The 18,800-nt window shown below is 70.6% G+C and carries 14 protein-coding genes; 10 read left to right on the top strand and 4 right to left on the bottom strand.

Going from position 1 to position 18,800, the window contains the following annotated elements; all coding sequences use genetic code 11:
- Positions 1-576, bottom strand: a complete 576-nt coding sequence (locus tag ACIRR8_RS03145) for a hypothetical protein (RefSeq protein WP_404058299.1) — start codon at positions 574-576, stop codon at positions 1-3.
- 134 nt (positions 577-710) lie between these two features.
- On the opposite strand from ACIRR8_RS03145, the gene ACIRR8_RS03140 reads away from it, so the two are divergent.
- The 3 genes from ACIRR8_RS03140 to ACIRR8_RS03130 all read left to right on the top strand — a co-directional run bounded on the left by ACIRR8_RS03140 (position 711) and on the right by ACIRR8_RS03130 (position 4,521).
- On the top strand, positions 711-1,427 hold the full coding sequence (locus ACIRR8_RS03140) for a response regulator transcription factor (protein ID WP_404058297.1): 717 nt from the start codon (positions 711-713) through the stop codon (positions 1,425-1,427).
- Complete coding sequence (locus tag ACIRR8_RS03135) at positions 1,424-2,875, top strand: sensor histidine kinase (protein ID WP_404058295.1); 1,452 nt, start codon at positions 1,424-1,426, stop codon at positions 2,873-2,875. Before ACIRR8_RS03140 ends, ACIRR8_RS03135 begins: the two co-directional genes overlap by 4 nt.
- 146 nt (positions 2,876-3,021) lie before the next feature.
- Positions 3,022-4,521 carry a cellulose binding domain-containing protein gene (locus ACIRR8_RS03130; protein WP_404058293.1) on the top strand — a complete coding sequence of 500 codons (1,500 nt, stop codon included), beginning with the start codon at positions 3,022-3,024 and terminating at the stop codon, positions 4,519-4,521.
- A 74-nt stretch (positions 4,522-4,595) separates the two neighbouring features.
- On the opposite strand, the gene ACIRR8_RS03125 is transcribed toward ACIRR8_RS03130, so the two are convergent.
- From ACIRR8_RS03125 to aspT (ACIRR8_RS03115), 3 genes are read right to left on the bottom strand one after another with little or no spacing between them, the layout of a single operon-like run.
- Positions 4,596-6,248: a bifunctional aspartate transaminase/aspartate 4-decarboxylase gene (locus tag ACIRR8_RS03125; protein WP_404058291.1), complete on the bottom strand. Its 1,653-nt coding sequence runs from the start codon at positions 6,246-6,248 to the stop codon at positions 4,596-4,598.
- A gap of 24 nt (positions 6,249-6,272) precedes the next feature.
- Positions 6,273-7,976, bottom strand: coding sequence for an aspartate-alanine antiporter (aspT, locus tag ACIRR8_RS03120; protein WP_404058289.1), 1,704 nt, complete (start codon positions 7,974-7,976; stop codon positions 6,273-6,275).
- Between the two features lies 1 nt (position 7,977).
- Positions 7,978-9,654 carry an aspartate-alanine antiporter gene (aspT, locus tag ACIRR8_RS03115; protein ID WP_404058287.1) on the bottom strand — a complete coding sequence of 559 codons (1,677 nt, stop codon included), beginning with the start codon at positions 9,652-9,654 and terminating at the stop codon, positions 7,978-7,980.
- 344 nt (positions 9,655-9,998) lie between these two features.
- Between aspT (ACIRR8_RS03115) and ACIRR8_RS03110 the strand changes: the two genes are divergently transcribed.
- From ACIRR8_RS03110 to ACIRR8_RS03080, 7 genes are all read left to right on the top strand, one after another.
- Positions 9,999-11,324, top strand: a complete 1,326-nt coding sequence (locus tag ACIRR8_RS03110) for an ABC transporter substrate-binding protein (protein ID WP_404058285.1) — start codon at positions 9,999-10,001, stop codon at positions 11,322-11,324.
- Positions 11,325-11,454: 130 nt separating this feature from the next.
- The gene (locus ACIRR8_RS03105) at positions 11,455-12,453 is read left to right on the top strand and encodes a carbohydrate ABC transporter permease (RefSeq protein WP_404058283.1); all 999 of its coding nucleotides are present in this window, start codon (positions 11,455-11,457) and stop codon (positions 12,451-12,453) included.
- Between the two features lie 14 nt (positions 12,454-12,467).
- Positions 12,468-13,388 (top strand): carbohydrate ABC transporter permease, encoded by a 921-nt coding sequence (locus tag ACIRR8_RS03100; protein ID WP_404058281.1) that lies wholly within the window; start codon positions 12,468-12,470, stop codon positions 13,386-13,388.
- A gap of 79 nt (positions 13,389-13,467) precedes the next feature.
- Positions 13,468-14,925, top strand: coding sequence for a GH1 family beta-glucosidase (locus ACIRR8_RS03095; RefSeq protein WP_404058279.1), 1,458 nt, complete (start codon positions 13,468-13,470; stop codon positions 14,923-14,925).
- A 166-nt stretch (positions 14,926-15,091) separates the two neighbouring features.
- The gene (locus ACIRR8_RS03090; protein WP_404058277.1) at positions 15,092-16,126 is read left to right on the top strand and encodes a LacI family DNA-binding transcriptional regulator; all 1,035 of its coding nucleotides are present in this window, start codon (positions 15,092-15,094) and stop codon (positions 16,124-16,126) included.
- A 181-nt stretch (positions 16,127-16,307) separates the two neighbouring features.
- Positions 16,308-18,326 carry a TerD family protein gene (locus ACIRR8_RS03085; RefSeq protein WP_404058717.1) on the top strand — a complete coding sequence of 673 codons (2,019 nt, stop codon included), beginning with the start codon at positions 16,308-16,310 and terminating at the stop codon, positions 18,324-18,326.
- A 117-nt stretch (positions 18,327-18,443) separates the two neighbouring features.
- Positions 18,444-18,791, top strand: a complete 348-nt coding sequence (locus ACIRR8_RS03080) for an STAS domain-containing protein (RefSeq protein ID WP_404058275.1) — start codon at positions 18,444-18,446, stop codon at positions 18,789-18,791.
- The last annotated feature ends 9 nt before the right edge of the window (positions 18,792-18,800 follow it).

The raw sequence follows: 18,800 nt of genomic DNA, 5'->3' as shown, positions 1-18,800 counted from the left end.
TTACGGCTCGACGACCTGCACCGTCGGCGGCGTCCCGTTCCAGGTGCAGAACACGGAGTACGTCTTCCCGTCCACACCGCCGCCGTCGCTGAAGTCGACCCGGATCCAGGCGTCGTTCGTCCACACCTGCATCGACCAGCCCGGCTCCGGCGTCGCCGAGACCAGCTTCGCCGAGGTCTTCCCGAGCTCGAACACCACCCGGCCGCCGTCGGTCCGGTACCCCTTCACCTCACCGGAGTTCGCGGCCGGCGTGGAGGGCGCGGGCTGCTTCGGCGGGGTGCTCGACGGCGTACGGGAGGGGCGTGCGGTGGATGGTGAAGGGCTCGGACTGCTGCTGCGCGCCGGGGGTGAGGGTGAGAGGGAGGGAGGCGGCGGGGTGCGGTACGTGGACGAGACGAGCGGCTCCTCGGTGGACTGCCCGATCCGCTGCGGGGCGCCGCCCACGGAGATCGGCACGGCCCGCGGCGGGTCGTACGCCGTCCCCGTCATGACCGTGTGCACACCCCACCACGACAGCGTGACCGCCGCGCCGGTGGCGAGCGACCACGCGAGCGCGTGTACGAGTCCTCGTTGCATCGGGCACATCCTGCACCACGCGTACCTGGGCTGTCTCGTCCTGGCCATGCGCCTGTGCCGGCCTTTGCGGAGGATTCCGGCGAGGTGGGACGGGGCGGGGACCGGGCCCGGCCGGATGGCGTACGGTGCCGCCCATGGCAAGTGTGCTCGTGGTCGAGGACGACCAGTTCGTACGTTCCGCCCTCATCCGGCACCTCAGTGAGGCCTCCCACACGGTACGGAGCGTGGGCACCGCGCTCGAAGCGCTGCGCGAGGTCGCGCACTTCCGCTTCGACGTGGTCATCCTCGACCTCGGGCTGCCCGACCTGGACGGCGCTGAGGCGCTCAAGATGCTCCGGTCCATCACCGACGTCCCGGTCATCATCGCGACCGCCCGGGACGACGAGAGCGAGATCGTCCGGCTCCTCAACGACGGCGCCGACGACTACCTGACCAAACCTTTCTCCGTGGAGCACCTCTCCGCCCGGATGGCCGCCGTGCTGCGCCGCTCGCGCGCGGCCGGGGACCAGCCGCCGCCGCCCCGGGTCATCCGCGTCGGCGGCCTCGCCATCGACCCGCTGCGCCGCCGCGCCGAACTGGACGGGGCCGAACTCGATCTGACCCGGCGCGAGTTCGACCTGTTGACCTTCCTCGCCGGACGCCCCGGCGTGGTCGTCGCCCGCAAGGAGCTGCTGGCCGAGGTCTGGCAGCAGTCGTACGGCGACGACCAGACCATCGACGTCCACCTCTCCTGGCTCCGCCGCAAGCTCGGTGAGACCGCCGCCCGGCCGCGCTATCTGCACACTCTGCGCGGCGTCGGCGTGAAGCTCCAGCCGCCCGCCGAAGCCCCGGCCGTGGAGCCGCCCGCATGAGGTGGGCGCTGGTCAAGGTGTGTCTCGCCGTCACCGCGATGGTGGTCATCGCCTTCGCCGTGCCGCTCGGGCTCGTGATCCGGGAGATGGCCAGCGACCGGGCCTTCTCCGACGCCGAGCGGCAGGCGGCGATGATCGCTCCGGCGCTCTCCATCACCACCGACCGCGAGGAGCTGACCCGGGCCGTCCTCTCCACCGAACCGGGCGACCGGGGCCGGCTCGCCGTCCACGTCCCGGCGCCGGACAAGGCGGCGGACGGAACCGTGGGCGAGGCGCTGGACATCGGCACCCGGCGGGCGAGCCCCAAGGACGTCGAGACGGTACGGAAGGCCGGCCGCGCCTCGATCACCGAGGCCTCCGGCGGCTTCGCCCTCCTCCAGCCCACCGCGCTCTCCACCGGTGACATCGCGGTGGTGGAGGTCTTCGTCCCGGAGGGCGAGGTCTCCAACGGGGTCGCCACCGCCTGGCTGATCCTGGCGGGCGTCGGTGTGGCGCTGATCGTCGGCTCGGTGGCGGTCGCGGACCGGCTCGGCGTACGGATGGTCCAGCCCGCCCAGCGTCTCGCGGGCGCGGCCCAGGACCTGGGGGAGGGGCGGCTGGCCACCCGGGTACCGGAGGAGGGTCCCACCGAACTCCGTTCCGCAGCCGTGGCGTTCAACTCCATGGCCGACCAGGTCGTCCAGCTCCTGGCCAACGAGCGCGAGCTGGCCGCCGACCTCTCGCACCGCCTGCGCACCCCGCTCACCGTCCTCCGGCTGAACGCGGCGTCGCTCGGCGAGGGCCCGGCGGCCGACCAGACCCGGGCGGCGGTCGAGCAGCTGGAGCACGAGGTGGACACGATCATCCGGACCGCCCGCGAACAGCGCCCGCAGACCCAGGGCGTGCAGACGGGCGCCGGATGCGACGCCTCCGAGGTGATCCGGGAGCGGATGGGCTTCTGGTCGGCGCTGGCGGAGGACGAGGGCCGGAAGGTGCGGCTCGCGGGAGTGGACCGTGCGGTACGCATCCCCGTCGCCCGCCCCGAACTGGCCGCCGCCCTGGACGCGTTGCTCGGCAACGTCTTCCGCCACACGCCCGAGGGCACCGCCTTCGCGGTCGACGTCCACCACAGCGGCGACGCGGTCATCGTCCTCGTCTCCGACGCGGGCCCCGGCATCGCCGACCCGGAGGCGGCCCTGGCCCGAGGAACCACCAAGCCGGGCGCGGTCGGCTCCACCGGCCTCGGCCTGGACATCGTGCGCCGGGTCGCCGAGTCCACCGGCGGCGACCTGCGCATCGGCCGCTCCGTGCTCGGCGGCACGGAGGTCCGGATCTGGATCGGCCTGCACGGCAGCAGCCCGGAACGTGGCCGCCGCGGCCACGGTCGCCGGGTCACCCGCCGTTTCGGCCGCCAACGCCGCAAGGAGTCCCGCACGACGGCTGGTCCCGCCACCTCAGCGCCCTCTTAGCCGCACCTTAAGCGCGCCCTAAGAACATCAACTCCGGTCCGGAACGCCCGTTTTACCCGTTCCGCTGCCGCTAGCGTGCTCCTCGCAACCCCGAAAGAGATCCACAGCGCACAGAGCACGTACACAGAGGCAGGCAGGGCACGTTGATGGGTTCCCGTACACACCGCCGCACGGCGAGCGCGCGCACCAAGACGGTCGGTGCGATCGTCGCCGCGGCCGTCATCGGCGGGACGGTCTTCGCCCTGACCGGTACGGCGCAGGCGGCGGCGGTCGGGGCCGCGTACACCCGGACCAGTGACTGGACCAGTGGCTACACCGGCCAGTACGTCGTCACCAACGAGACCGACGAGGTTCTCACCGACTGGACGCTCCAGTTCGAGCTTCCGGCCGGCACGAAGATCGGCTCGCTCTGGAACGGCGAGCACACCGTGCAGGGCAACCGCGTCACCGTGAAGCCCGCGAGCTGGGACAGGGAGCTCGCCCCGGGTAAGTCCGTGACCGTCGGCTTCGTCACCTCGGCCACCTCCGCCACCGGCACGGCGGGCGACCCGGCCTCCTGCCTCATCAACGACGCCACCTGCTCCGCCGGCGGCCCGGCCCCCACCTCCAGCGGCCGCCCGACGGACACCCCCACGACCGGACCCACGGACACCCCCACGACCACACCCACCGCGTCCGCGTCCCCCAGCGCGAGCGCATCGACCCCCACGCCGGCCCCCACCGCCACCGGTCGCCCCGGTGGCGGCGGGGAAACCGGCTCCCGGTTCGCCCCCTACATCGACACCTCGCTCCACCCGGCCTACGACCTCCTCGACACCGCCACCAGGACCGGGGTCGACGAGTTCCACCTCGCCTTCATCACCTCCGGCGGCGACTGCGCCCCGCTCTGGGGCGGCGTCACCGGGCTCGGTGACGATCAAGTGGCCAAGCAGATCGGCGCGCTCCGGGACAAGGGCGGTGACGTCCGGGTCTCCTTCGGTGGCGCGGCCGGTGCCGAACTCGCCCTGAACTGCGCCTCGTCCGCCGATCTCGCCGCCGCGTACGGCAAGGTCGTCGACGCCTACGACCTCACCAAGGTCGACTTCGACATCGAAGGCGCCGCGCTCCCCGACGCGGCCGCCAACACCCGCCGCGCCCAGGCCATCGCGCAGCTCCAGAAGAAGTACCCGGACCTGGACGTCGCCTTCACCCTCCCCGTCATGCCCGAAGGGCTGACCCGGCCCGGCGTCGACCTGCTCGCCGACGCGAAGAAGAACGGCGTCCGGGTCGACGCGGTCAACATCATGGCCATGGACTACGGGCCCGCCTACAGCGACGACATGGGCGAGTACGCCATCCAGGCGGCGACCGCGACCCAGGCCCAGATCAAGGGCGTGCTCGGGCTCTCCGAGGCCGCCGCCTGGCAGGCCGTCGCCGTCACCCCGATGATCGGCGTGAACGACGTCGTCACCGAGATCTTCACGGTCGAGGATGCCGCCCAGGTCGTGAAGTTCGCCCAGGAGAAGGGCATCGGCCGCCTGGCCATGTGGTCCGGCACCCGGGACAAGGCGTGCCCGGGTGGGCCGAAGCCGGCCGCCGACGCCACGTGCAGCTCGATCGACCAGGAGCCGCTGGCCTTCACGAAGGCGTTCGCCGCCTTCGGGTAGCCCCCGAACCACCCCGTACCCCCCACACGCGCGCCCCGGCCTGGTCACCCCACCACCGGCCGGGGCGTGCCCCTTCACCCGGCCTGGGCCCGCCACTCCTCCGCGTACGCGTCGAAGATCGCCCGCAGATGGTGGCCGATCTTCAGGTAGTCCAGATCGTCCAGGTTGGCCAGCGACACCCGTACCGACCACTCCGGCCCGTCGAAGCCGCCGCCGTTCAGCAGGACCACCGATGTCTGCTCGGCCAGCCGGAACAGCGGGTCCACCGGCTCGTAGTTGGCCTCCAGGAAGTCGGCGAACGGCTTCCCGTGGACGCGCTCCGCCTCGGCCAGCAGGTCCAGCTCGATGTAGTACGCCGCCCGCTTCGGGTCCTCCGAGACCTTCATGTGCACGCCCTCCAGCAGGAGTTCGAGCCGCTGCTGCACGATGGCCCGGATACGGTGCTTGTACGCTTGGCCCTCGTCCAGCATGTCGAAGAGCGAGAACAGCGCCATCATCACCTGCTGCGGCAGCGAGAGCCCCGCCGTGTGGTTCAGCGCCACCTGTCGGGAGTCGGCCACCATCCGGTCGATGAACCTCATCTTCTCCGGCTCCAACGACAGCGTCCCGTAACGCCGGTTGAGCCGCTCCTTCTGCTCCGCGTCCTGCTCCTTCAGCATCGCGTCGATCACGTTGTCGTCGTGCAGCGCGATCACCCCGAGCCGCCAGCCGGTCGCTCCGTAGTGCTTGGAGTAGGAGTAGACGAGCAGCGTGTTGCGCGGCAGGTCGGCGGCGAGCGAGCGGAAGCCCTCGACGAACGTCCCGTACACGTCGTCGGTCACGATGACCAGGTTCGGGTTCTGCTCGGCGACGATGGAGGCGATCTGCTCGCTGACCCGTGAAGAGAGCGCCAGCGAGGGCGGGTTGCTCGGATTGACGCAGCAGACCATCTTCACCGACGGGTCCGCGAGCTTGGCGACCTCCTCCTCCGGGTAGCGCCACTGCCGCACCCCGGTCTCGGTGAACAGGTTCGCCTCCACATGGACCACGTCGAAGCCGTACGTGTCCAGCTCCGGGATCTCCAGGTACGGGGTGAACACCGGGACCATCAGGGCGATCCGGTCGCCCTTCTTCAGGATCCCGTTCTTCATCAGCGAGTCGAAGATGTAGCACATCGCCGCCGTGCCGCCCTCGGTGGCGAACAGGCTCAGCGTCTGCCCCTCCGGCGGCCGGTGGTCGAACATCTCGTCCGCGAGGTAACCGCGCACGATCTCCTCGGTGTGGCGCAGGATCCGGTCCGGCACCGGGTAGTTGTCGCCGATCGAGGAGTCCGCCAGCTCGTGGACGAACGCGTCCCGGTCGAAGCCGAACCGCTTGACCGCCAGGTCCACGCTCGCCTTCAGCAACTCGATGCCGGGCAGCTCCGGATGCGTACGGACGAAGCGCTCGAACCGCTCCGCGCACCCGGCCTCCTCCGGCATCCCGCCGAGGTTGTCCGCCGTCCAGACCCGGCGGGACTCGGAGATCGCGAAGTAGCCGAGCGCGTGGTACGCCTCGCGAGGGCCGGTCGCGGTCCAGTTGGGGTTGCCCCGGCCCGCGTTGAGCATCGCCCGGGTGGTCTTCCCCTTCTGGCCCGGCTTGTCGCTCTGCGCCTCCGACGCGATCTGGATGAACTTGTCCTTCAGCTCGAAGGGCGAGAGCTGGGCGAAGGACCGGATCTCTTCCCGGCTGAGCTTGGTCTTGGGCATGGTGGTGTCCGCTCCCGTGCAGGGTCAGTGGTTGAGGATGACGATCACGGCGCCCCACACCGTCAGCAGGACGTTGCCGACGGCGTACGGAATCGTGTAACCGAGGGTGGGGATCTGCGACTTCGAGGTCTCGTTGACGGCGCCGATCGCCGCCGTGGTGGTCTGGCCGCCCGCCAGGACGCCCATCAGCACCGGGAACCGGATCTTCTGTACGTAGTGGCCGACCAGGAACCCCACGATCAGCGGGACCACGGTGGCGACCGCGCCGAAGACCAGCAGCCCCCAGCCGGCCGTGGAGAGGCCGCTGGTGAAGCTCGGACCGGCGTTGATGCCGACCACGGCGACGAAGAGGCAGAGGCCGAGGGTGTCCATGAACCACTGGGCGCCCGGCGGCACGTTCCCGTACGTCGGGTACTTCCCGCGGATCCACCCGAAGACCAGGCCCATGATCAGCCCGCCGCCGGAGGTGGAGAGCGAGATCGGCACCCCGCCCGCCGTCAGCGCCGGGATGCCGATGCAGCCGCCGAGGAAGATGCCGAGCCCCACCCAGACCATGTCGGTGGCGAAGCTGGTCGGCACCGGTTTGCCGAGCGCCTTCGCCGCCGGACCGACCAGCCGCTCCGGTCCGGTGAGGATCAACGTGTCGCCGCGCTCCAGCGGGGTGGAGAGCCGGTAGGGGAACTCCGCGCCCGCCCGGTACAGCTTGTCGATGTAGACGCCGACCATGAACGGCTCCCGCCGCACCTCCGCGACCGTCCGCCCGAGGTGCGCCTTCCGCGAGGCGACGACGTGCAGCGTCTCGGTGCGGTAGCCCAGCAGTTCGACGTCGTCGGCCTCGGCGCCGATGTGCGTGAGGGGGTCGAAGTCGACCAGGTCGCCCCTGATCGCGCTGACCGCAACGGTGTCGCCGAGGCGGAGCGTACGGGACTGGTCGTGCTCCAGGACCGCGCCGTCGCGGCGGATGCCGGTGAGGTAGACCCGGCGGCCCAGCCCCTTCTGCTGTTCCTCGAAGTCCGCCACCGAGCGGCCCACCAGGTCCGGGCGGTCCACGCGGTAGGCGCGCAGCACCACCTCGTAATAGCCCGCGCCCTCGTCCGGACTCTCGTCCGGCGCGTCCAGCTCGGCGGCGAGGGCGGCGCTCTCCTTCGCCAGGTCCCTGCGGTACAGCTTGGGCAGGACGTTGGCCAGGAGCATCGCGCAGAGGATGGTGCCGAGCGGGTACGTCACCGCGTAGCCGACGGCCACCAGGTTCGCCTGGGTCTTCGCCTCGTCGGCCGACAGCCCCGGCAGCGTACCGATGGCGTCCTGCGCGACCCCGATCGCGGCCGACTGGGTGAGAGCGCCGCTCATCAGGCCGGCGCCGAGCCCGGGGCCGTAGCCGAGCAGGCTCGCGAAGAGCCAGGAGACCAGCAGCCCGGTCACACAGACCACGACCGCGTTGACCACCTGCGGCACGCCGTCCTTCTTCAGCCCCCGGAAGAACTGCGGGCCGACCCGGTAGCCGAGCGCGAACAGGAACATGATGAAGAACAGGTTCTTCACCGTGTCGTCGATCTCCACCTTGAACTGCGCGCCGAGCACCAGCCCGGCCACCAGGCACCCCGTCACCGCGCCCAGCGCGATCGCCCGGTAGCGGACCTTGCCCAGCAGGAAGCCGAGCGCGATGACGAGGAAGACGAGCAGTTCGGGGTGGGGCTGGAAGATGTTCCGGTTGAGGAAGTCGATCATGTCAGGCCCCCAGGACGCCGACGAGGATCGGGCCGGTCAGCGGGAGCAGGAAGTTGGAGAGCGTGTACGTGATCGTGTAGCCGAGGAGCGGTACGGAGCTCTGGGCCACCTGGGTGATGGAGGTGATCGCCGGGGTCGAGCACTGCTGTCCGGCGATGGCGCCGATCAGCAGCGGCTTCTCGATCTTCAGCAGCTTCCGCCCGACGATCAGGGAGATCGTCGCGGGCACCAGCACCATGGCGATCCCGGCGAACGGCAGCAGCGCCCCGTACTCCTTGAGCAGCGGCCAGGCCTGCGGTCCCGCCGCCAGTCCCGTACAGGCGATGAAGACGGCCAGGCCCATGTCCTTGAGCGTGGTCGCGGCCTGCGGCGGGAAGGCGCCGAAGGTCTGTTTGCGGGAGCGGAACCAGCCGAAGAGCAGGCCGGAGATCAGGCAGCCGCCGCCGGTGCCGAGCGACATCGGGACGTCGCCGAGCTTGACCACGATCTGGCCGAGCAGCGAGCCGGCGACGATGCCGAAGCCGATGTAGACGAAGTCGGTGGAGTCGTTCTTCACGACCGCGCCGATCTTGGCGACCAGCCGGTTCAGCCCGCCCCGCGCGCCGACCAGGGTGAGGACGTCGCCGCGCTGGAGGACGGTCTCGCCGCTGGCCGGGAGGTGCTGGTCGTTGCGGAGGACGTCGGTGATGTAGACGCCGTCCGTGCGGAACTCCGGGTGGTTCTTCTCCAGCCGGTCGATGGTCGAACCGGCGGTGGCCTTCTCGGTGACGGCGACCTGGCTGGTGGCCAGCGGCGCGTCGAGCCCCGGGACGGCCGGGGTCTCCGGGCCGATCTCCCGGCCCGCCTCGATGATCGCCGAGCGCCGGCCGACGACCTGGATCAGGTCGCTGAGCGTCAGTTCCAGCTCCGGGGAGGGCGTCAGCAGCTTGCTGCCGCGCTTGACGCCCTCGACCGTGATGTGGCCGCCGAGCGCGTTCTCCAGGTCGCCGACCGTACGTCCGTCGGCGTGGGTGACCAGGTAGGTGCGGCCGACCGTGCCGGGCAGCGCCTCACGCTCGTCGGACTCCAGACCGGCCTGGCCGCCGCGCATCTTCTCCCACAGCTCGCGGGAGGCGTCGGCCAGGTTGATGCGGAGCAGCATCGGCATGATCTGGCTGGTGAACAGGACGATGGTGATCAGGCCGAACAGGTAGCAGACCGTGTAGGCGGTCGCCACGTGCCCCTGGTACTGGGTGATCTGCTCGGAGGTCAGGTCGCTGAGCTTGCCGATCGCCTCGGTGGCCGTACCCACGACGGCGGACTCGGTGGCCGCGCCCGCCAGGATGCCGGACGCCGTGCCGACGTCCAGGTCGAAGGCCTTGGCGAGCCCGTAGGCGATCCCTAGGACACAGACCAGTTCGATCAGGCAGAGCGTGAAGAAGCGCAGGCTGGAGCGGTTGAGGTTGGCGAAGAACTGGGGCCCGGCCATGTAGCCGAGCGAGAAGATGAACAGCGCGAAGAAGACGGTCTTGACGTCGTCGTCGACGCTGACGTTCCGGGTGCCGATCAGCAGCGACACGATCAGCGTGCCGCAGATACCGCCGAGCGTGATCGGACCGACGCGGAGCTTGCCGACCAGGTAGCCGGCGGCGAGACAGAAGAAGAGGGCCAGTTCGGGATGGTCGCGCAGTACGCCCATCCCGCGTCACCCACCGGTTCCGGTGTCGACGGCACGCGTGATCAAAGAGGACATAAGGGTGAAATTAACAGGGGTGAGGCCTCCCGGCACTTCACCCCGCTTCGGCAACCCCCGTTCACCTCTCGACGGGTGACCGGGTCCAGGGCCCTCGCGTGACGCGCTGGACATCCTTCGGCAACGGAATCGTCTTCAACTCTTGACACCCACCCCCTTGAGGCAGCAACCTTCCGGCATCGGCGCATGGGAGCGCTCCCACGATCACGGGGAGGGGATCCCGCGCGCTTCCTTCCCGCAGGACTTCCTTGTCCTCTCACCAGGACTTCCCCGCACCAAGGAGCAGTGGAATGCGCATCACCCGCAGCGTTGCCGGTCGACGCCGGAGAACCGCGATCGTGGCCACCTCGGGCCTGACGGTCACCGCCCTGCTGCTCACCGGCTGCGGCGGCTCGTCCGACTCCGGCAGCAAGGGAGCCGACGCCGACGGCAACATCACGCTGACCGTGGCCGACTTCGGCCAGTTCGGGTACAAGGAGGCCGGGCTCTTCGAGAAGTACCACGAGCTCAACCCGAAGATCACGGTCAAGGAGGACACCACCGCCGAGGAGAAGAACTACTACCCGAAGCTGCTCCAGCAGCTGAACTCGGGCAGTGGCCTCGCCGACGTCCACGGCATCGAGGTCGGCCGGATCAAGGAGATCGTCGACACCAAGGCGGACTCGTTCGCCGACCTCTCCAAGGTGATCGACGTCGACCAGTGGGTCTCCTGGAAGGCCAAGCAGGCCACCGCGCCCAGCGGCGCGGTGATCGGCGCGGGCACCGACATCGGCCCCATGTCCCTCTGCTACAACCGCGAGCTGTTCGAGAAGGCCGGCCTGCCCACCGACCGCGCCGAAGTCGCGAAGCGGACGGCCGGCGGCTGGGAGGACTTCCTCGCGCTCGGCGAGGAGTACAAGAAGAAGGCGCCCCAGGGCACGTACTTCATGGACTCCGCCAGCGCCATGTTCAACGCGGTCGTCAGCTCCAGCCCCGAGCAGTACTACGACGCGAGCGGCAAGCCGGTCTACAAGGAGAGCGCCAGCGTCAGCAAGGGCTGGGACCTGGCCGCCGAGGCCGCGTCCAAGAAGCTGACGCAGGGCCTGGCACAGTTCGAGGACCAGTGGCAGGCAGCCCTGCGCAAGAGCACCGTCGCCACCGTCGTCTGCCCGGCCTGGATGGCCGGCCAGATCTCCACGTACGCCGGTGACGCCAACAAGGGCAAGTGGGACATCACCAGCGCACCCGGTGCCACCTCCGCCAACTGGGGCGGCTCCTTCCTCGCCGTACCGAAGTCCGGCAAGAACGTCGACGAGGCCGCCAAGCTCGTCAAGTGGCTGACCGCGCCCGAGCAGCAGGCCGCCGTCTTCAAGGCGATCGGGGTCTTCCCGTCCAACCAGGGCGCCTACGAGCTGCCGGACGTGAAGAGCGCCACCCTGCCGTACTTCAACAACGCGCCCATCGGCCAGATCTACGCGGACGGCGCGAAGTCCATCCCCGAGGCGGTGCTCGGCCCGAAGGACGGCGTGATCAAGGACTCGATCTCCACGCAGATCAACAACATGGAGCAGCGCGGTACGAAGCCGGACGCGGCCTGGGACGTCGCGGTCCGCACGATCGACAAGGCGATCGGCTGAGCTGAACCGGTCGCGCGCCGGGGCGGGCGGGCGACTCCTGCCGCGCCCGCCCGCCCCGGCCGCCCGTCACCGGCCCACCCACTCCATGACTCAGCCGCCCGCCGACGCCCCCAGGGAAGGACTCCCGCCCGTGGCAACCTCGACCCCCACTCGGGACGCGTACGCATCCCCGCCCCGCGAACCGCAGAAGGAACCACCGTCCGAGCGGAGGCAGTTGTGGCGCAGCCGGCTGTGGCGGTTCGACGACAAGGCGTCCCCGTACGCCTACATAGCGCCGTTCTTCCTGATCTTCGGGGCCTTCGGCCTCTACCCGCTCCTCTACACCGGCTGGATCGCCCTGCACCGGGTCTCGATGACCGGCCTGGACTCGATGGAGTGGGTGGGCTGGGAGAACTTCGACAAGATCCTGCACGACCCGGAGTTCTGGACCTCGGTCAGCAACACCTTCCTGATCGGTGTCATCTCGACCGTCCCGCAGCTCCTGGTGGCGCTCGGCCTCGCGCACCTGCTCAACTACCGCCTGCGCGCCAGCACGTTCTGGCGCACGATCATCCTCACGCCGTACGCGACCTCCGTCGCCTCCGCCGCCCTCGTCTTCGCGCTGGTCTTCCGGGCGGACGGCGGACTGCTCAACTGGACGCTCGGCCTCGTCGGCTTCGACCCGGTCAACTGGGCCAACGGGCACTGGACTTCGAAGCTCGCCATCTCGATCATCGTGATCTGGCGCTGGACCGGCTACAACGCGCTGATCTACCTCGCGGCCATGCAGGCGGTCCCCAACGACCTCTACGAGGCCGCCTCGTTGGACGGCGCCTCGCGCTGGCAGCAGTTCCGCAAGGTGACCATCCCCTCGCTGCGGCCGACGATCCTGTTCACCATCGTCATCTCGACGATCGGGTCCATGCAGCTGTTCGGTGAGCCGTTGCTGCTGGAGGGCGGCGCGATGGGCGCCACCGGCGGCAACGAGAACCAGTACGAGACGCTCAGCATCTACCTCTACAACTACGGCTGGAACCTCGGACATCTGGGTCCGGCGGCCGCCGTGGCCTGGGCGATGCTCGCGCTCCTGCTCATCATCGCCGCGGTCAACTGGTTCATCGGCCGCTACGTCCGCAAGTCCGCGGTCTGACCGGGAGCGAATCCATGACCATGACCAGCACCACACCCACCGCCCCGGTGAAGCCCGCACCGTCGCCGAAGGACAGCGCCCCGCACCGCCCCAGCCGCTTCAGGATGGGCGCGGGCCAGCAGATGAAGGGCGGCCCGTTCGCGTACCTCGCGCTCGCCGTCGTCGGCTTCGGCTCGCTGCTGCCGCTGTACTGGACCCTGGTGGCGGCCTCCCGCACACAGGACGAAGTCCTCGCCTCCACACCGCCGTTCCTGCCGGGCGGCAGGCTGGTGGAGAACCTCCAGACGGCCTGGGAGCAGGCCAGCCTCGGCAAGGCGATCGTCAACAGCGTCATCGTCTCGTCGTCCATCACCGCCGCGACGCTCTTCTTCTGCACGCTCGCCGGCTACGCGTTCGCCAAGATGCGCTTCCGGGGCCGGGGCTGGCTGATGACCGCCGTCATCGCCACGCTCACGATCCCGCCGCAGCTCAGCGTGGTCCCGCTCTTCATGATGATGTCCGGCCTCGGCTGGGGCGGGCAGCTCGAATCGGTGATCTTCCCGACGCTGGTGAGCGCGTTCGGCGTGTTCTTCATGCGCCAGTACCTGATCGAGGCGCTGCCGTACGAGCTGATCGAGGCGGCCAAGATCGACGGGGCGAACAACTTCCGCATCGTGGTGAGCGTGGTGCTGCCGGTGGCCCGCCCCGCGATGATGGTGCTCGGGATGCTCACCTTCGTCCAGGCGTGGAACGACTTCTTCTGGCCCTACCTCGCCCTCAACCAGCAGAATCCGACCCTCCAGGTGGCGCTCGGCCAGCTCAGCGCCTCGTACACGCCCGACCAGTCCATCGTCATGGCGGGCGCGCTGATCAGCACGCTGCCGCTGCTGGTGGTGTTCGTGGTCTTCGGCAAGAAGATCGTGGGCGGGATCATGTCGGGCGCGGTCAAGGGCTGACGTCGTCCGCGGTGCGGCCGGCCCCGGCCGCACCGCCCCTCCACCTCATCCTCCACTACCCCTATGGGAGCGCTCCCGTATGACCGTCGTACGATCCGACACCGCCCCGCAGCAGGCCCCCGCGGCCCCCGCCCCCTTCCCGACGGGCTTCGTCTGGGGTGCCGCCACCGCCGCGTACCAGGTGGAAGGAGCAGCCGCCGAGAACGGCCGCACCCCCTCCATCTGGGACACCTTCAGCCACACCCCAGGCAAGGTCCTGAACGGCGACACCGGAGACGTGGCCGCCGACCACTTCCACCGGTACCGGGACGACGTGGCGCTGATGAAGCGGCTCGGCCTCCAGGCGTACCGCTTCTCCGTCTCCTGGTCCCGCGTCCAGCCCACCGGCCGCGGTCCCGCCGTCGAACGCGGCCTGGACTTCTACCGCTCGCTCGTCGACGAGCTGCTCGCGGCCGGCATCACGCCCGTCGCCACGCTCTACCACTGGGACCTGCCCCAGGAGCTGGAGGACGCGGGCGGCTGGCCCGAGCGCGCGACGGCCGAGCGGTTCGCCGACTACGCCGCCATCATGGCGCGCGCGCTCGGCGACCGGGTCGGGATGTGGACGACGCTCAACGAGCCCTGGTGCACGGCCTTCCTCGGTTACGGCTCCGGGGTCCACGCCCCCGGCCGCACCGAACCGGCCGCCGCGCTGCGGGCCGCCCACCATCTCAACCTGGCCCACGGCCGGGCGACCGAGGCGCTGCGCGCCAACCTCCCCGCCGCCGCGCAGACCTCGGTCACCCTCAACCTCCACCAGGTGCGCCCGCTCACCGGCAGCGACGCGGACGCGGACGCGGCGCGCCGGATCGACGCGGTGGGCAACCGGATCTTCACCGGCCCCATGCTGAAGGGTGCCTACCCGGAAGACCTGCTGGCCGACACCGAACGCACCGTGAACTGGCCGGAGTTGATCCGCGAGGGCGACCTCGCCGCCATCGCCGCCCCGATCGACGTGCTCGGCGTCAACTACTACACGCCCACGATCGTCTCCACGCCCGCCTCCGGCGCCGGAGACACCCGCAACGACGGCCACGGCAGCAGCGACCACTCTCCGTGGCCGGGCTCGGAGCACGTCGCCTTCCACCTCGCCGAAGGCAAGCCGCGTACGGCCATGAACTGGTCGGTCGACCCGAACGGCCTCCACGCCCTCCTCATGGACGTCGCCCGCGAGAACCCCGGCCTGCCGCTGATGGTCACTGAGAACGGCGCGGCCTTCGAGGACACCGTGGACGCGGACGGCCAGGTCCACGACCCGGAGCGGATCGCCTACCTGCACGGCCATCTCGCCGCCGTACAGCGGGCGGTGGCCGACGGCGCCGACGTACGCGGCTACTTCCTCTGGTCGCTGATGGACAACTTCGAGTGGGGGTACGGCTACGCGAAGCGGTTCGGCGCGGTCCACATCGACTACGCGACCCAGCGCCGCACCCCCAAGGCGAGCGCCCACTGGTACAGCGAGGTGATCACACGCCACGGGCTGCCGCCGGAGGCGTGAGGACCTGAGCACAGTGGGCCCCGGTGGCGACAGACCGGGGCCCACACCTCCACCCGGCTTTGGGAGCGCTCCCAATACACTGTCCGTACGCTCGTCGGAGTGATCGATCCAGGACTTGGATTGACTGTACGGCTGTGAGAAATTGACCGGGAACGGGGAGGCAGCCATGGCGGCAGCGCGAGTACGGAACGGCGGGCGGCCCACGCTCGAAGAGGTGGCGGCCAGAGCCGGCGTCGGCCGCGGCACCGCCTCCCGGGTCATCAACGGCTCGCCCCGGGTCAGCGAAGCGACCCGCGAGGCCGTCGAGGCGGCCGTCGCCGAGCTGGGTTACGTCCCCAACCGCGCGGCCCGCGCCCTCGCCGGCAACCGCACCGACGCCATCGCGCTGGTGGTGCCGGAGCCGGAGACCCGCTTCTTCGCCGAACCGTACTTCTCCGCCATAGTGCGCGGCGTGGGCGCGGCCCTGGCCGACACCGAGATGCAGCTGCTCCTCACCCTCGCGGGCAACGACCGCGAGCGCCGCCGGCTGGCGCAGTACCTGACCGCGCACCGTGTCGACGGGGTCCTGCTGGTCGCGGTGCACGCCGACGACCCGCTGCCGGAGTTGCTGGAACAGCTCGGCATGCCGTGCGTGATCAGCGGTGCCCGGCACGCGGCCGAGCCGCTGGCCTCGGTCGACTCGGACAACTTCGAGGGCGCGAGGGCCGCCGTCGACCACCTGATCTCCCGGGGGCGCCGCCGGATCGCCACGATCACCGGCCGCCTGGAGGTCTACGGTGCCCAGCGCCGCCTGGACGGCTACCGCGCCGCCCTCGCCGCCGCGGGCCTGCCCCCGGACGAACGCCTCATCGCCCCGGCCGACTTCACCGAGGAGGGCGGCGCGCGGGCGATGCGCGAACTCCTGGCCCGCCGCCCCGACCTGGACGCGGTGTTCGCCGCCTCCGACGTGATGGCGGCCGGCGCCCGCCAGGTCCTGCGCGAGGCGGACCGCCGCATCCCCGAGGACGTGGCCCTGATCGGCTTCGACGACTCGGTGGTCGCCCGCCACATGCACCCGGCCCTCACCAGTGTCCGCCAGCCGATCGAGGAGATGGGCCGCCGGATGGCCGAACTGCTCCTGGAGGAGATCGCGGGACGCGCGGGCGAGGAGCGGCCGAAGGTGGTGCTGCCGACGCAGCTGGTGGTGCGCGACTCGTCGTGACGGCCTCGCGGCACGTCGTTGCGGTAGCCAGGCCTCCGGATTTCACCAGTTCTTCACGCGTCTTTGCTCCGGCGGCTAGTGTTCGCTGCGTACGACGAATGTGTGACGCACCACACACGTCACGCAGTGGGCTGCCGGGTGCGTTCCAGCGGCTGTGCATCTGGGGGGCCTTGTGCACGAGATGGTCAAGGGCGCCAACGTCGGTCTCACGGCGCTGAGCGAGAACGTCGGCTCGGTGGTGGTGGGCCTGGGCTGGAGCAGCGCTACGGGGGAGGGCGACGCGGACGTCTCCGTCCTCCTGCTCGACGGCGACGGCAAGGTCCGCAGCGACGACGACTTCTGCTTCTACAACAACCCCGTGGCCGGCAACGGAAGCGTGCAGCTGCTCGGCAAGACGCCCACGGCCGACGGCAGCGAGGACCGGATCAGCTTCGATCTGGACGCCGTGCCGCAGGAGATCGACACCGTGGTCGTCGCCGCCAGCCGCTACGGCGGATCCCGCTTCGGCGAGCTGGACGACCTCCGTCTCACCCTCGCGGACGGCGCGGGCGACGGCCTGGTCCGGTTCGCGGTCGAGGAGGCCGACGAGGTCAGCGCGGTGATCTTCGGCGAGCTGTACCGGCGTTCGGGGGAGTGGAAGTTCCGGGCCGTCGGCCAGGGGTACGCGTCGGGGCTCGCCGGGCTGGCGACCGACTACGGCGTCGACATCGACGACGACGAGGCGGAGGGGCCGGAGCCGGAACAGGAGCACGCCGAAGCGGAGCCGCAGGCCGCCGCCCCGGAGGTCCGGGTCCCCGCCCAGGCCACCGCCGCCCGCGCCGACGACGCGGCTCCCGCCTCCCCGGACCCGGTCACCCCGCCCAAGCCCGTACGCCGTCCTCGTACGGCCAAGAAGAAGGTCACCCTCCCTCGTACGGTCAGGAAGAGCCTCGCCGACAACGAGTCCTGGCGCTCCGCCCGGCTGTTCCCGGTCTCCGCGCTCAAGAGCGACCGCGAGCGCGAGACGCGGGCCACCTCCGTCGTCCTCTCCGTGATGGCGCAGGTGCCGGAGTTCGGCCGCCGCCTCACCGCGGGGTTCGGCGCGCCGGCCGGCCGGATGGAGACGTACACCGAGGTGACGCTGCCGCACGGCGAGTCGCCCCGGCGGCCGGACGGGGTGATCCGGGTCGAGAGGGCGGGCAAGCTGTGGACGGCGCTCGTCGAGACCAAGACCAACGGGAACGCGCTCAAGCCCGACCAGGTGCAGGCTTACATGGACATCGCCGCCCGGCGCGGGTACGAGGCGGTGATCACGCTCTCCAACGACGTGGCGCTGGAAGGCAGCCCGCTCGTCGACGTGCGGATCGACGGCCGGCGCAAGCACAAGGTGGCCCTCTGGCACTTGTCCTGGGCCGAGGTCGTGCACCAGGCGCAGATGCTGATCCGCCACGAGGGCGTCGGCAACGCGGCCCACGCCTGGCTGCTCCAGGAGCTGCTCCACTACCTCCAGCACGAGAACTCCGGCTGCCACGGCTTCCAGAACATGGGCGCCGCCTGGGTCCCGGTCCGCAGGGGCATCGACGACGAGACCTTGTGCCAGGGCGACGCCCGGGCCTTGGAGGTCATCGAGAACTGGGAGCGCCTGGTCCGCCAGGTCTGCCTGCGCCTTGGCGGGGAGCTGGGACAGAAGGTCCTGCCGGTCCAGCGCACCCGGCGGGGCTCCGATCCGCGGACCCGCCGCACCGAGCTCGCCGACCACCTCTGCGAGCAGGGACGGCTCAACGCGGAGATCCGGATCGAGGGCACGCCGGGCGTCCTGGCCATCCTCGCCGACCTGCGCACCGGCAAGCTCCGTACGTCGATCGAGGTCCCGTCCGCCGAGCCCGGCTACCCCCTCAGCCGGGTCAAGCGGCTGATCCGGCGGCTGGCCGAGGCACCGGCCGACCTGCACATCGAGACGCTCGTCGACGGTCCGTCGCCCGGCCCGCGCGGCACGCTGGAGCGGCTGCGCCCGGAGCCCGCCGACATCGTCCCGAAGGGAGGGGCGCAGATCACCGGCTTCCGGCTCTCCCTGTTCAAAAGCATGGGCAATGGCCGGGGCGCCGCCGAGACGGGCTTCATCCGCAGCGTCGACGAGGCCGTGGACCGCTTCCACGCACAGGTCGTCGCCCAGGTGGAGGCCCCGGCCCGCCGCTCCCGGAGCGAGGAGCCGGCCGGCTGACCGGAGGAGCGGCCGACGGTGGTGCCGCCCACGGAGCTGGAGGTCCGGGACACCTCGTAAGGTTGCGTGGGGCAGGCAGGAAGCCTGCACAGCGCGTTCCAGGGCAGGAAACTGAGCATGCACGGGGAACAGGAATCTTTTCAGCTCACAGAACCCGTCGACGGGGCCCTCGTGCTCACGGTCGTCGGTGAGGTCGACGTGGACGACGGGGAAGCGGCCCAGGAGATGGCGAGCCGTCTCTGCCGCGGCGATCAGCGCCTGTCGGTGGTCGATCTGAGCCGGACCACCTTCATGAGTTCCGACTTCCTCAACGTCCTGCTCCGGCTGTACCACCACCACAGGAACCATGAGCGGCGGCTGGTCTTCGTCCTGCCCGACGGCGCGGCACTCACACCGCTCCAGGTGACCGGGCTGGACGCGGTGCTCACCACCGCTCCCGACCTGGAATCCGCCCTGGCCTCCTGACGGGACCGC

The organism is Streptomyces sp. NPDC101178 (assembly GCF_044767965.1).
GTDB lineage: Bacteria > Actinomycetota > Actinomycetes > Streptomycetales > Streptomycetaceae > Streptomyces.
This window is presented reverse-complemented; position numbering and strand designations above follow the sequence as displayed.

Excerpts from the sequence above, each read along its gene's own strand:
- ACIRR8_RS03125 (WP_404058291.1), bottom strand. The coding sequence starts at position 6,248 with ATGCCCAAGACCAAGCTCAGCCGGGAAGAGATCCGGTCCTTCGCCCAG.
- aspT (WP_404058289.1), bottom strand. The coding sequence starts at position 7,976 with ATGATCGACTTCCTCAACCGGAACATCTTCCAGCCCCACCCCGAACTG.
- ACIRR8_RS03095 (WP_404058279.1), top strand. The coding sequence starts at position 13,468 with ATGACCGTCGTACGATCCGACACCGCCCCGCAGCAGGCCCCCGCGGCC.
- ACIRR8_RS03130 (WP_404058293.1), top strand. The coding sequence starts at position 3,022 with ATGGGTTCCCGTACACACCGCCGCACGGCGAGCGCGCGCACCAAGACG.
- ACIRR8_RS03090 (WP_404058277.1), top strand. The coding sequence starts at position 15,092 with ATGGCGGCAGCGCGAGTACGGAACGGCGGGCGGCCCACGCTCGAAGAG.
- ACIRR8_RS03135 (WP_404058295.1), top strand. The coding sequence starts at position 1,424 with ATGAGGTGGGCGCTGGTCAAGGTGTGTCTCGCCGTCACCGCGATGGTG.
- ACIRR8_RS03085 (WP_404058717.1), top strand. The coding sequence starts at position 16,308 with ATGGTCAAGGGCGCCAACGTCGGTCTCACGGCGCTGAGCGAGAACGTC.
- ACIRR8_RS03140 (WP_404058297.1), top strand. The coding sequence starts at position 711 with ATGGCAAGTGTGCTCGTGGTCGAGGACGACCAGTTCGTACGTTCCGCC.
- ACIRR8_RS03110 (WP_404058285.1), top strand. The coding sequence starts at position 9,999 with ATGCGCATCACCCGCAGCGTTGCCGGTCGACGCCGGAGAACCGCGATC.
- aspT (WP_404058287.1), bottom strand. The coding sequence starts at position 9,654 with ATGGGCGTACTGCGCGACCATCCCGAACTGGCCCTCTTCTTCTGTCTC.
- ACIRR8_RS03145 (WP_404058299.1), bottom strand. The coding sequence starts at position 576 with ATGCAACGAGGACTCGTACACGCGCTCGCGTGGTCGCTCGCCACCGGC.
- ACIRR8_RS03100 (WP_404058281.1), top strand. The coding sequence starts at position 12,468 with ATGACCATGACCAGCACCACACCCACCGCCCCGGTGAAGCCCGCACCG.
- ACIRR8_RS03080 (WP_404058275.1), top strand. The coding sequence starts at position 18,444 with ATGCACGGGGAACAGGAATCTTTTCAGCTCACAGAACCCGTCGACGGG.